The sequence below is a fragment of the Paraburkholderia sp. GAS42 genome (assembly GCF_050436565.1).
In the GTDB taxonomy this organism is placed as follows: Bacteria; Pseudomonadota; Gammaproteobacteria; order Burkholderiales; family Burkholderiaceae; genus Paraburkholderia.
Genome location: NZ_JBNDML010000002.1, coordinates 322,095 through 334,734 on the forward strand (window position 1 = coordinate 322,095; position 12,640 = coordinate 334,734).

Genomic DNA, 12,640 nt, shown 5'->3' on the forward strand with positions numbered 1-12,640 from the left:
GCCTGTCACACGCCGGATTTCCCGTTAAATTTCCCCTTTGACGTGTGCCGGATCGTCGGCGCCCTGAATGCCAGGCGGCACCGCCTTTTCGTTGATCCACGCGTTCAGCAGCGTCGACGTGACGGCCAGTATCACCGGCCCCATAAAGAGCCCGACGATGCCGAACGCGAACATCCCACCCAGCACGCCCGACAGGATCAGCAGCATCGACAGGTTCACGCCGCGCTTGATGAGCATCGGGCGCAGCACGTTGTCGAGCATCGCGATCATGATCGACCAGATGAGCAGCAGGATCGCGACCAGATGCGACGAGTGGAAAAAGAGCCACGCGACAGAGCCGAGCAGCGGCAGCAGCGGCCCGATCTGCGCGAGACACAGCATCAGCATCACGGCCGTCAGGATGCCCGCACCGGGCACACCCGCCACCCATAAGCCAATGCCGCCGAGCGCGGACTGCGTGACCGCCGTCACCACAATGCCGAGCGCCACGGCGCGCACGGCGAGGGCGGCGAGCTTGATCGCGCCTTCGCCGCGCTGTGCAGCGATGCGGCTGGCAAAGCGCGTCATGAACGCGGCTGCCTTCTCACCGTTCGTGTAGAGAATGCCGGCGATGATGATCGTGATGAACATGTGAATCACGAACACGCCGACGACGGCCGCATGACCGAGCAACCAGCGCGCGCCGATGCTGACATAAGGCTCGACTTTCGCGAGCAGGCCGCCCGGGCCCGCATCCGACAGGGTCTGCCATTCACTCCCAATGCGCGCGCCAATCACCGGAAGGCTTTCGACCCAGCCGGGCGGCGGGGGCAACGCGTAACTGGGCAGGCTCTTGATGGCGGCCATGATCTCGCTGCCATGCAACGCGAGCGTCGAGATCGCCTCATACAACGGCACCACGATCACGATCAGCAGGCAGAGCAGCATGAACGTGGTCGCAATCCACCGGCGGTTGCCGCAGCGTCGCTGCACAGCAAGCATCAGCGGCCAGGTGGCGACCACGATCGTGGTCGCCCAGATAAGGCCCGGAATGAACGGGCTCAGAACATAAAGACTGCCGACCGTCAGTGCAATCAGGACGACGATTACAAGCAGGGTTCGGGCAATGTCTATCGGATCGCGTTGGTTCAAGTTACCCTCCTGAACAGGTTAGTTGCGCCGCGCCTGTTTGCGCGAGCCGTGCGGTGCGTACCGTATCGTAGCGGTATTGGCACCCGTGCGGCGGTCCTTTATACCAGGTCAGCCCGGGCCGCCGACGAACCAGCGATAGTAAGGGTTCTCAGGGTCGGCGTGCATGACTCTGCCGATGTCGGTTTGCGAGGCGTCACGATCGCCGCGATACGCATCGAGGCCCGCGTCGTAGAACGTCTGCAATGTGCTGCTGGCGTCGATGGCCTGTTGTGTTTCTGCCAGGCGCGTTTGCGCAGTTCAGGTTCAGTGAGATTTAAGGAAGGAGGGGGTCGTGATACGCAAGACGCTCAATGCGTCCCGGTTGCAGACTGAGGTCAGCCGGCGCATTCATCGCATTCATGAAATTGTCGAGGACGGCGTGAAGATTCGCGTGCCGCGTCCGCAGAAGACCGAACCCGACGCGTCCGGCTGCAACTGGACCATGAAACACTTCGGTGGCGCGATCGGTTACGAACGCGATATCGATTCGGTGCTCAAAGCAGTTCGCGCTGAATACAACCTCTCGGACGTGGAAGAGAAAGACGGGTCCGGTCTCTTTCCCGGTTTATCTGATTCCGGTTGAACGGCGCGGCCAGTGGGCGCTCCCGCGCGATGCGGGAGCGTCGGGTTGCATCGTTTCCTTAGTGGGGCGTGGGCTGGGTGCTGTTGCTGGATCCGCCGCCATGCGAAGGCGGCGGTCCGGACGGATGAGCGCCGCCACCACCTTGCCCCGGTGGTGGTCCTGGGGGCGGGCGCGCGCCACCTTGCGGGGCCCCTGGCGGCGGTCCCGGAGGGTGGCCTCCGCCGCCTTGACCGGGCGGCGGGCCTTCGTGCCCTGGCGGCGGTCCTCCGTGCCCCGGTGGCGGTCCTCCGTGCCCCGGTGGCGGGCCCCCTTGCCCGGGCGGCGGTCCTCCGTGCCCCGGTGGTGGTCCGCCTTGCTCCTGCGGTGGCCCGCCGTGTCCGGACGGTGGCCCCGGCGGGTGACCGCCATAGCCGGGTGGCCTGCCATACTGCGAAGGCGGCCGGCGCTCCCATCGCGGCTCGTCGTGATACCACGGACGATCGCGGTAGTAGCGGCCCCAGTACGTGCCAATCCCGAACGTGACGATCGGCACGCCGATCGAGGGGCCATACGTCATCACGGGCACGTCGCTGCCCTGATACGGATAGCTGAGACTCGCGCCGTAGACCCAGCCGCGCAGGTCCGACACCGCGACGTCGCACCACGAATAGCCGCTGACGCAGCCCATCACCTGCACGGGCACGCTGTCCTCCAGCTGGGCGACGACCGGATAGTCCTGCCCCGGACCCGCAAACAGATACACCGGACTATTCGTATACGCCTCAACCGGCTGCGCAGACGAAACACCCGGCAACATCAGCAGACTGGCCACGCCTGCACAAAGGCCGCTGACAAACTGCTTTCGCATGGCTCCTCCCGGATGGCGAGCGTTAAAGCGCGCTTAAGGGTCGAAGGTGTCGAAGGTATCGAAGGCGGTGAGGGCGACGTCCACAGCTTTCAGGTAACGGTCGTAGCCCGCTTCAATCAGCGCGTAGCGAACCCGGGCGAGTTCGCGACGTGTGGCGTCATCCTTGTGCCCTTGCAGCACGCCGGCAAGCACGCGCCCGCGCGCGGCGAACAGATCGGCCCATGGCAGCGGTTCGGCGCGCGTGTAGTGCTCGATGGCTGCGACGTAGCGCAACGTGCCTGCTGCGTCACCTGCGCACAACGTGGCTTCGATCGCGTCGCGATAGAACCACAGATGATTGTGGCCCACCGCGCCGCGCTTAAGCAGGTCCATGCCTTCGGCAAGCCATTGCGCGCGCTCTGCATCGTCCTCGACTGCGCGGCTCAGTGCGCCGAGAATCTTCGGGCCGGTGAACTGCGTGCCGACCTCGCGCGAGATCGCCAGCGCTTCGCGTAGCATTTCAATGGCTTCGTGGCGCTTTCCTTCATCGAGCAGCCCGCGTGCCTGCATCTCCAGCGACTGCGCCTCGAAGCGGCGCGCGCCCAGTTGATGTGCGAGTTGCATGCCACGTGCGAGATGGATCTGCATCGTCGGGATGTCGCCCAGTTCGTAGCTCGCAAACACACCCATGGTCTCGCCGAGCATCTCCGCTCTTGGCTGCCCGACGAGCGCCGCAACGCGCGCCGCAGCGGCGCCGTCTTCGAGCGCAAGCCGCGCTTCGTTCAGGTAGACGCGGCTGAATCCCACCATCGAGCGATGCGCGACTTCGATGCGTCCATAACCGTGTTCGCGGGCCAGCGCCACGCAGCGGCTGAAGTGATCGAACGCCGTGCGCATGTGGCCCTGCGCATACGCTGCATCGGCCAGGCCGCCGAGCGCGCGCGCCTCCGCTTCCGGCGAGCCCGAGCGACGTGCATACGCCAGCCCCTGTTCGTGTCCGGCGCGGCATTCGTCGATCCGGCCGAGCGGAAAGAAAATGTTGCCGCGCAGGTGATAGAGGCGCGCCAGTTCGGGCACCAGATCGAGCCGCCCGGCAATCTGCCCGGCGGCGTCGGTCAGGGCGAGGGCTTCGGTGAGGCCTTCGTTGACCCGCAGTCCTTCCGCGAGTCCAAGCTGCGATTCGCACAGGCTCGCTTCGTCCGGCGCGGCAGCCACGGCCGCGCGATACGTCGCGATCGATCCGCCGATGTCGCCAAGGTCGCGCTGCAATTCCCCTTTCAAACAAATGAGCGCATGCCTGTCGGTCTCTCTCTGCGCGATGACGAGGCCGCGCTCGACGAGACGTAGCGCCGAATCGGTGAGATACGCGGCGCGTTGCGCAATCGCGGCTTCGAGCAGCGCGCGCGGCGCACGATCGTCGCCGGCGCGGTCGAGATGCTGCGCATGCAAGACCGGATCGCTCGTCGCGAACCATTCGGCGGCGCGCTGATGCAGCTCGCGGCGGCGTGCGCGCAACGACGTCGAATACGCGCCTTCCTGAATGAGCGCATGGGCGAAGAGGTAATCGTCGCCCTCGGGTAGCACGAGCGCATTGGCGACGAGGCCGTCGCAGACATAGTCGGGCGCATCGATGAGCCTGCGCAGCAGCGCGAGATCGAAGCGCTGGCCGATCACGGCGGCCGCCTGAAAAGCCTGCCTGTCGAGTGGCGCGAGCCGGTCCATGCGCGCGAGCACAAGACTCTGGATCGTCGCGGGCACCGCTTCGCCGCTGCCTTCCTCTGCATTGCGCAGCAGCTGTTCGAGAAAGAGCGGATTGCCGCCTGCGCGGTCGATGCAGGCGAGCGCGATCCGCTGTGTCGCATCGATGAAACTACCGGCGAGACTTAACGCTTCATCGCCGCGCAGCGGACCGAGATCGATCGTGACGAGCGGCGTGCCGCGACAACTCGCCCGCCACGCGGCATCGAGCGGATCGCCTTCGGCGCGCGATGTCATCACGAGCAGGCCCGGTCCGTTCGCGATGGCTGTCGCGAACGCGGACAGATAGCTGGGCATCTGCGGATCGGCCCAATGTATATCCTCGACGACGATCATCGTCGGCTCGCGCTGGCACGCATGCGCAGTCAGCGTCGTCACGACCGCGCGCTGGCCCCGGGTGCGCGCGGCGTTGTCCATCGCGTCATACAGCGTGCGCCATTCACCCGCTTGAGGGACATCGAGCATGTCGTGAAGAAACACCCGTTGCGCGGGTTCGATGACGCCGGAGGAAACGGCATGCGCGATCACTTCAGTGCGGTCATTCAGGCTCGATGCGGGCACGAGTCCAAGCAGGCTGCCCACGATCGCACGCACCGGCCCTTGCTCCTTGCCCATGCCGAAGTCGAGCACGAGGCCGCGGTGGATACCGAAGCCCTGTGCCGCCGCGAACCGGCGCATCTCGTCGACGAGACGCGTTTTGCCGATGCCCGCATCGCCGCGCACGTAGATGATCTGTCCCGCGCGCTGATCGACGCACGCGTGAGTGATGCTGCGGAACTGCTCCAGCTCCGCCTTACGCCCGACGAATTGAGTGCGGCTTGCCGCTGTTGCGTCAGCCGCGATGCCGAGCAGGCGCCATACGCGCACCGGCGCATCGATGCCCTTGAAGTGCCGCTCGCCGACGGCGTCGGTCGACACGCAGCCGCCGAGGGTGCGCTGCACACTGTCGGAGAGCAGGGTTTCGCCGGGGCCGGCGGCAGCGACGAGGCGCGCGGCGAGATTCACCGAATCACCAAGCACGGTGTAGTCCTGTGCGTCCGCGCGTTCGAGCGTGCCCGCGACCACCTCGCCGCTGGCGATGCCAACATGCGCCTGCAATGGACGCGGCGCTTTTTCACTGAACCCCGCAAGCGCTTCATGGATGTCGAGTGCGGCCCGGGCAGCGCGTAACGGATCGGTATCGTGCGCGCGCGGCGCGCCGAAGATGGCCATCACGGCATCGCCGATGTGCTTGTCGATCGTGCCGCCATAGCCGAGCACGATACCGTCGACGAGCGCCGTATAACGCCCGGTCAGTTCGCGGAGTTCTTCGGGGTCGAGTGTTTGCGAGAGGGCGGTAAAGCCGCACAGGTCTGCGAAAAGAATCGTCACCTGACGGCGTTCGCCCGAAGGCGCGACCGATGCGGGTGGTGCAGACGGTGCAGACTGTGCAACAGGTGCCGCGGCGGTCGCGGCGCCGTTTCCGGCAATCGCCGCCAGCATGCGCTTGCGATGCCCTAACGAGAGCACGCCAAGCTCCTTCAGGTCCGCGTCGGTAAGTTGCGGCAGCATCGACAGATCGATATCGTTCCCGGCAAACGCGCTTGCGTATTGCCCAAGCCCTAATGCATCGAGCCACTGACCGATATCCATCGCCGTCGCCTGAAGCGGAGTTGAAAGCGGAGTTAAAAGCGGCCTGCGCCCGCCTTCCGGTGCAGGGAGATGCAGGGAGATGCGGGGAGGTCTGTCACAGTCTAGTCTACGTCGGGCACTTTTAAGCAGGTATGTGAAGCGCGCCGGCAAATTGACACGTTCCAGCGCAGCGGCGGATACTCGTCGGGCCAGGAGTCGACCCGCAGTCATCGGGAGAGCGCCCGTGAAGTCAGGCACAACCGCTTCCGCCACGGATGCACGCGGCCGCCCGCGCGTCGCGGGACTGATCGGTGATCTGACGGCCGGCGCCGTGTCGACACTGGTCATGCTCTGCTACGCGATGAGCCTCGGCACGATGATCTTCAGCGCCGATCTCGCGCGTTACGCCGAACTGGGCGTGCCCACTGCGCTCGTCAGCTGCGTGGTCACGGCACTCGTGATCGCGCTCACCAGTTCGATGCGGGCGAACATCGGCGGCCCCGATAGCAACGCGACGGCGTTTCTCGTCGGCGTCGCGGCCGGTGTGGCGAGCAGCGTGCGCGCCAATGGCGGCTCGCCGAGCACGATCCTGCTGACGGTGCTGATCGCGATCGCGCTGTGTTCAGTTGTGACCGGCATCATTCTCTATGCCATTGGTTCGTCGAAGCGCAGCCGCTCGCTGCAGTTCCTGCCCTATCCGGTGATGGGTGGCTTTCTTGCCGGCACAGGCTACCTGCTGCTTGCCGGTGCGTTTCGGGTGATGACCGGCGAGGCGCCGCAATGGAACACGTTACCCGCGCTGCTCATGCATCTTCACTGGCTTGCGTGGGTGCCGGCGGTGATTGTTGGCGGACTCTTGACCATTCTGTGGCGTCTATGGAATCACGCGGCTGTGTTGCCGCTCACGCTCGCCTTCGGCATCGCGCTTTTCTATCTGCTGCTGCACGTTGCGGGCGTATCGATCGACGACGCGCGGCAAACGGGCCTGCTGCTGCCGCATGTGCCGCTGCACGCGATCCAGCTTCCTGAACTGCATCTGGGTGCGTCGCTGGCGCACGGCGCGATCGACTGGTCGGCAATCGGCGCACATCTGCCCGAGACGCTGGTCGTGACGTCGGTATCGGCGATCACGATCCTGATGAATTCGACTGCGCTCGGTGCGGAAACCGGCGAGGACGTCGACCTGAACCGCGAGATGCGCGCAGCGGGTATCGCGAATATCGCGAGCGGGATGCTCGGCGGCATGGTCGGCTATCAGTCGTTCAACCGCTCACTGCTGAATGTGCGCGCCGGTGCGACGAGCCGCATGGCCGGCGTATCCGCTTCGCTCGCATGTCTTGTTGTGCTCGCCATTTCGCCGGATCTCGTTGCGCTCTTTCCAGTGCCCATCCTCGTCGGCCTGCAGTTTTTCATGGGGCTGCGGCTATTGATACAGTGGCTTTTCATCGCGTATGGCCGGCTCAACTGGCACGAGTATCTGCTCGTGCCGGTCATTCTCGGCGTGGTGGCGTTTTATGGTGTGGTTGCGGGCGTCGTGGTGGGCGTGATCGCGGCCTGCGTGATGTTTGCGCTGCTGTACGGCCGCGTCAGTTGCGTGCGCATGGAATTTGACGCGAGTACGCGGACGTCGAACGTCGAGCGCAGCATCGAGGCAACGCAGCGCCTGCACGAACTCGGTCCGCAGGTGTGCGGCGCGTGTCTGCAAGGGTTTCTGTTCTTCGGTACGGCGAACTCGATTTTGCAGCGCATGCGTGAGCGGCTCGCGGCGCGCGGCGCAGCATCGGTCCGCTTTGTCGTGCTCGATTTTGCCGCGACCAACGGCATGGATGCATCGGTATCGATCAGCTTCGTGAAGTTGAGGCAGATGTGCGCATCGAACAATGCGGATCTCGTGCTGACCGCGTTGCCCGCGCGCTCGCACGATCTGCTCGTGAAAACAGGCACGCTGAATCTGCGAATTCATCAGTTCGCGACACTGGACGCGGGCCTCGAATGGGTCGAAGGACGATTGCTATCCACGCATGCACACGAACTGACGAGCGGCGGCGATGATTTCGAAGCGACGCTCGCGCCGCACTTTTCGCCGCAGGCACTCGATACGCTGATGGCCTGTCTCGAAGTGCGCGATCTCGAAGCGGGGCAGGCGCTGTTCCGTCGCGGCGAGGCGGGCGATGCGATGTATCTCGTCGAACGCGGACGGGTGACGGTTTCGTTGCCGCTCGCGGATGGCCGCTCCATACGTCTGCGCTCGTTCGGGCCTGGGACGATCGTCGGTGAAATGGCGGTGTACACGCAAAAGGCGCGCAGTGCGGATGTATTCGCCGAAGGGACTGCGCGTGTGCGGCGGCTTTCGCTCGCCGCACTGCGCACGCTCGAGCAGAACGATCCCGTCACGGCGCAGCAGTTTCATCGTTTCGTCGTGAAGGTGATGGCTTCACGGCTCGCTGTTGCCGATGAGGCGGTGCGTGCGGCGCATTAGGCTTCGTCGTGCAAGGCACAGGGCGGTGATATAAAGCGCGTCGTGCGCGACTCGATGAAGTCGCGCCTGGCCTCACAGGAGACACACTGTGTTCAAGCAATGCGAATGGCTGAACGAGCCCGCGACGTGGGTTCTGGAAGGCGACCTGCTGCGCGTCACGCGACCTGGATGCGTGTTTTCCTATAAGAAACACAATGCACACAGGCAGGCCGGGTATCCGGGCGGGCGGGTGGCTCCAGGCGATCGCGCCCGGAAAAGGGCGCGCTGACGGAGAACCTCCGCGTGCTCGTGGCTATGGCTGGCTCGGGCGTACCCGGGGTTGCCGGCATAAAATCCGGCGTGTATAGTTTCCGAACTTACTTTTGTTTCGTATTGGAAATCAAAGGATTCATGCCATGAACGCTTCGACCATCCTCGCCGACCTCGGCATTGCCCATCTGGCTGAAGCCGGTGACATCGCCGTACATTCGCCGATCACCGGCGACCTGATCGGGCGCGTGGCCAGCAACACCACCGCCGAAGTCGACGCCGCCCTTGCCAATGCGAAGCAGGCCTTTACTGCATGGCGCGATGTGCCGGCGCCGCGTCGCGGCGAACTGGTGCGCCTGCTCGGCAACCGTCTGCGTGAGAAGAAGCAGGCGCTCGGCAGCATCATCACGCTCGAGACGGGCAAGATCCTCCAGGAAGGCCTCGGCGAAGTGCAGGAAATGATCGACATCTGCGACTTCGCGGTCGGCCTGTCGCGTCAGCTGTATGGTCTGACGATCGCATCGGAGCGTCCGGGCCACCGGATGGCCGAGTCGTGGCATCCGATGGGTACCTGCGTCGTGATCTCGGCTTTCAATTTCCCGGCGGCCGTGTGGTCGTGGAACGCGGCGCTCGCGCTCGTGTGCGGCAACGCCGTGATCTGGAAGCCGTCGGAGAAAACGCCGTTGACAGCGCTCGCTGTCAACCAGATCCTGGCCGAAGCGCTGAAGGAATTCGGCGACGCGCCCGCCGGGCTCACCGCCGTGATCAACGGTGGACGCGAAGTGGGCGCGAAGCTCGTGGCCGATCCGCGCGCGTCGGTGGTCAGCGCGACAGGCAGCACGGAAATGGGCCGCACGGTCGGCGTCGAAGTCGCGAAACGCTTCGGCCGCTCGCTGCTCGAACTCGGCGGCAACAACGCGGGCATCGTCGCGCAGACGGCCGATCAGGAACTGGCGCTGCGCGGCATCCTGTTCTCGGCGGTCGGCACGGCGGGTCAGCGCTGCACGTCGCTGCGGCGTCTCTTCGTGCATGAGAGCGTGTACGAGCAGACCGTCGAACGTCTGAAGCAGCTTTACGCGAAGGTGCCGATCGGCAATCCGCTCGAAAAGGGCACGCTGATGGGGCCGCTGATCGACAAACAGTCGTTCGCGCGCATGCAGGAAGCGCTGCAGCAGGCGGCAGGCGAAGGCGGCAAGGTGACGGGCGGCGAGCGCGTCGACGTGAAGGGTTTCGAGAACGGTTATTACGTGCGTCCGGCGCTGGTCGAAATGCCGTCGCAAACGGCGGTCGTGCTGAAGGAAACCTTCGCGCCGATCCTGTACGTGCTGCGCTACAAGGATTTCGCTGAAGCCGTCGAAGCGAACAACGCGGCGATGCATGGCCTGTCGTCGTGCGTGTTCACGACCGATCTGCGCGAAGCGGAACGGTTCGTGTCGGATGCCGGCAGCGACTGCGGTATCGCGAACGTCAACATCGGACCGAGCGGCGCGGAAATCGGCGGCGCGTTCGGCGGCGAAAAGGAAACCGGCGGCGGCCGTGAGTCGGGCTCGGACGCGTGGAAGGCGTACATGCGTCGCGCGACGAACACGGTGAACTACTCGTCGGCACTGCCGCTCGCGCAGGGTATCGACTTCAACATCGGCTGAGCGTCGACAGGTCGCGCTGGCTGTGCAGATGATGTGAACGCCCGGGCGCTGGCGCGCGTCCGGCACGCAGGCTTATCGTGGAGTGAGATGTGATTTCGAGAGTCGTGGTCGTCGGCGGTGGCGTCATTGGCAGTTCGATTGCGTACTTTCTGCGTGCATCCGATCCGACGGTCGACGTCACGGTGATCGAGCGCGATCCGACGTATGCGCGCTCGTCGTCGGCGTTGTCGGCGGCTTCGATCCGTCAGCAGTTTTCCACGCCGCTTTCGATCCAGATGTCGCTCTATGGCATCGAGTTCCTGCGTTCAATCGGCGAGCGGCTCTGCATCGACGGCGCGAAGCCGTCGATCGATCTGCACGAAGGCGGCTATCTGTTTCTCGCGACGCGTGCGGGCGTCGGAACGCTGCGTGAGAATCACGCGTTGCAGCAGAGTCTCGGCGCGAACATCAGTCTGCTTGATCGCGACGCGCTACAGACGCGTTTCCCGTGGCTGAATACGGATGATCTTGCCGCGGGCGCTTACGGCGAAACCGGCGAAGGCTGGTTCGACGGCTACGGCCTCGTGCAGGCGTTGCGCAAGAAAGCGCAGGCGCTGGGCGCGCGCTACGTCGCGGCGGAAGTCACGGCGATGCGCCGGGACGGAAAACGCGTGACGGAAGTCGTCACATCGAGCGGCGAAACGTACGCCTGCGACGTAGTCGTGAATGCGGCGGGCGCATGGTCGCGCAAGGTCGCGGCGATGGTCGGCATCGATATTCCCGTTTTCGCGCGACGTCGCAGCATTTTCAATGTGAGTTCACCGGCGCAACTGGAGCACTGTCCGCTGCTGATCGATCCGACGGGCGTGTATTTCCGTCCGGAAGGGAAGTCGTTCATCTGCGGCACTTCACCTTCGGCGGACAATGATCCCGACGATCTTCCGCTTGATGAGGTCGATCACGCGCTCTTCGATGACGTGATCTGGCCGACGCTCGCGCATCGCGTGCCGCAGTTCGAAGCACTGCGCGTGCAGAACTGCTGGTCCGGCTATTACGAGTACAACGTGTTCGACCAGAACGCGATTATCGGCTATCACCCTGACGTCGATAACTGCATCTTCGCGAATGGCTTCAGCGGCCACGGTCTGCAGCAAGGGCCCGCGACGGGGCGTGGCATCAGTGAACTGATCCTGCACGGCAGATATACGTCGCTCGATCTGTCGTCGCTCAGCTTCACGCGTGTGCTGGAGAACCGGCCGATCGTGGAGAAGAATGTGGTTTAGGTGGAAGACGGAAATCTGTTGTGACGGGGCGGCCCTTCGGGCTACCCCAACCACCTCCGCGGCAACATCAACATCCCATGCCCGCCATGCCACCACACATGGCCGGCAACAACCCACGCCGCGAGCCACGCCGCGCCGACGACCAGCAGATCGCAGCGGCCGCTATTCCACCAGTTAAGCGAATGACGCCCGGCAATCCATGGCACGCCGAGCGGATTGGGCCAGTCGGCGAGCAGATGCATGAGGCCGCCGCACGCGAATCCGAATAGCGGAGCCGCGAACATGCGATGCCCGAGCAGGTGATACGACCAGGCGAGCAGCGCGAGCCAGCCGATGCCCCAATGCGTGATCGTGCGGTGCGTGATCCAGAGCCTTCGCGAGCGCGACCACCACGCGACTTCGAGCCAGTCCGGTGCCGTGCCGCCGGCAACACCGCCAGTGAACGCGAGGAATGTCCACAAATAATACGGACCGCTCGCATGCGCGTGAGCGACGAGCGCTGCAGCAATGAGGCCGGCAGCCCAGCCCGTAGCGTGATGTGCCTTGCTTGATGCCATCGATATCCGCGCCGCGTGAGGAAGAAGGGCGGCTATGTTCGCAGATGCACGCGCCAAACGGAAGCCTTCGCACGCAATACGCGTGCGCGATCCGGCATCGTCAACAGCAACGACCGCTTACGACTAAACCGCGCAGCGCGCGATGTCGAAACGCAGTTCCGGTTCAGGCGGATCTTCCGGCGAATCGTCGGGACGCAGCACCTTGATTACCGAGCCGTGAGCTGACGGCGTCAGCGTGACGAAATACGAGCTGTGCGAACTGGACCCGATCGTGAGTTCAGTCGAGCCATTGGCCCCGGACGTTTCCACACGCGAAAGCCGGCTCATGAGACAGCTGGCGATATCGGCGGTGGAACGTTGCGACGATACGTACATCATCGGGCCGGCGGAACTTGTCTTTGGCATGCTGCCAGAAGAGCTGCACGCGGCGAGGACAGCAACAGGAAGAAGCAGAAGAAGTCTTTTCATTGATCCAGTCGTCAGCGTCCCCGTTGATGCG

The 12,640-nt window shown here is 64.5% G+C and carries 10 protein-coding genes; 4 read left to right on the plus strand and 6 right to left on the minus strand.

Annotated elements, in window-relative coordinates; translation table 11 throughout:
* Positions 1 to 24 precede the first annotated feature (24 nt).
* Positions 25 to 1,131, minus strand: a complete 1,107-nt coding sequence (gene ydiK / locus P3T16_RS04090; RefSeq protein ID WP_429341261.1) for an AI-2E family transporter YdiK — start codon at positions 1,129 to 1,131, stop codon at positions 25 to 27.
* 108 nt (positions 1,132 to 1,239) lie between these two features.
* The gene (locus P3T16_RS04095) at positions 1,240 to 1,374 is read right to left on the minus strand and encodes a hypothetical protein (protein ID WP_429341262.1); all 135 of its coding nucleotides are present in this window, start codon (positions 1,372 to 1,374) and stop codon (positions 1,240 to 1,242) included.
* 88 nt (positions 1,375 to 1,462) lie between these two features.
* On the opposite strand from P3T16_RS04095, the gene P3T16_RS04100 reads away from it, so the two are divergent.
* Entirely contained in the window at positions 1,463 to 1,753 is a 291-nt protein-coding gene (locus P3T16_RS04100) for a hypothetical protein (protein WP_429254331.1), read from the plus strand.
* A 58-nt stretch (positions 1,754 to 1,811) separates the two neighbouring features.
* On the opposite strand, the gene P3T16_RS04105 is transcribed toward P3T16_RS04100, so the two are convergent.
* Together P3T16_RS04105 and P3T16_RS04110 are read right to left on the minus strand one after the other, a co-directional pair.
* Complete coding sequence (locus tag P3T16_RS04105) at positions 1,812 to 2,600, minus strand: SH3 domain-containing protein (RefSeq protein ID WP_429341263.1); 789 nt, start codon at positions 2,598 to 2,600, stop codon at positions 1,812 to 1,814.
* Positions 2,601 to 2,633: 33 nt separating this feature from the next.
* Positions 2,634 to 5,969 carry an adenylate/guanylate cyclase domain-containing protein gene (locus P3T16_RS04110; protein WP_429341264.1) on the minus strand — a complete coding sequence of 1,112 codons (3,336 nt, stop codon included), beginning with the start codon at positions 5,967 to 5,969 and terminating at the stop codon, positions 2,634 to 2,636.
* Positions 5,970 to 6,192: 223 nt separating this feature from the next.
* Here P3T16_RS04110 and P3T16_RS04115 point away from each other — a divergent pair, with 223 nt between their 5' ends.
* The 3 genes from P3T16_RS04115 (at position 6,193) to P3T16_RS04125 (ending at position 11,584) form a co-directional block, all read left to right on the plus strand.
* Positions 6,193 to 8,427 carry a SulP family inorganic anion transporter gene (locus tag P3T16_RS04115; RefSeq protein ID WP_429341265.1) on the plus strand — a complete coding sequence of 745 codons (2,235 nt, stop codon included), beginning with the start codon at positions 6,193 to 6,195 and terminating at the stop codon, positions 8,425 to 8,427.
* A 395-nt stretch (positions 8,428 to 8,822) separates the two neighbouring features.
* The gene (gene amaB, locus P3T16_RS04120; protein WP_429341266.1) at positions 8,823 to 10,322 is read left to right on the plus strand and encodes an L-piperidine-6-carboxylate dehydrogenase; all 1,500 of its coding nucleotides are present in this window, start codon (positions 8,823 to 8,825) and stop codon (positions 10,320 to 10,322) included.
* An 89-nt stretch (positions 10,323 to 10,411) separates the two neighbouring features.
* On the plus strand, positions 10,412 to 11,584 hold the full coding sequence (locus tag P3T16_RS04125) for an NAD(P)/FAD-dependent oxidoreductase (RefSeq protein WP_429341267.1): 1,173 nt from the start codon (positions 10,412 to 10,414) through the stop codon (positions 11,582 to 11,584).
* A 41-nt stretch (positions 11,585 to 11,625) separates the two neighbouring features.
* On the opposite strand, the gene P3T16_RS04130 is transcribed toward P3T16_RS04125, so the two are convergent.
* A complete protein-coding gene (locus P3T16_RS04130; protein ID WP_429254337.1) occupies positions 11,626 to 12,141 on the minus strand; it encodes a metal-dependent hydrolase in 516 nt (171 codons plus the stop codon).
* 123 nt (positions 12,142 to 12,264) lie between these two features.
* Positions 12,265 to 12,609 (minus strand): sugar ABC transporter ATPase, encoded by a 345-nt coding sequence (locus P3T16_RS04135; RefSeq protein ID WP_429254338.1) that lies wholly within the window; start codon positions 12,607 to 12,609, stop codon positions 12,265 to 12,267.
* Positions 12,610 to 12,640 lie beyond the last annotated feature (31 nt).

Coding starts and splice junctions, on each gene's coding strand:
- P3T16_RS04105 (WP_429341263.1), bottom strand. CDS start 2,600: ATGCGAAAGCAGTTTGTCAGCGGCCTTTGTGCAGGCGTGGCCAGTCTG.
- P3T16_RS04130 (WP_429254337.1), bottom strand. CDS start 12,141: ATGGCATCAAGCAAGGCACATCACGCTACGGGCTGGGCTGCCGGCCTC.
- P3T16_RS04135 (WP_429254338.1), bottom strand. CDS start 12,609: ATGAAAAGACTTCTTCTGCTTCTTCCTGTTGCTGTCCTCGCCGCGTGC.
- P3T16_RS04110 (WP_429341264.1), bottom strand. CDS start 5,969: ATGGATATCGGTCAGTGGCTCGATGCATTAGGGCTTGGGCAATACGCA.
- amaB (WP_429341266.1), top strand. CDS start 8,823: ATGAACGCTTCGACCATCCTCGCCGACCTCGGCATTGCCCATCTGGCT.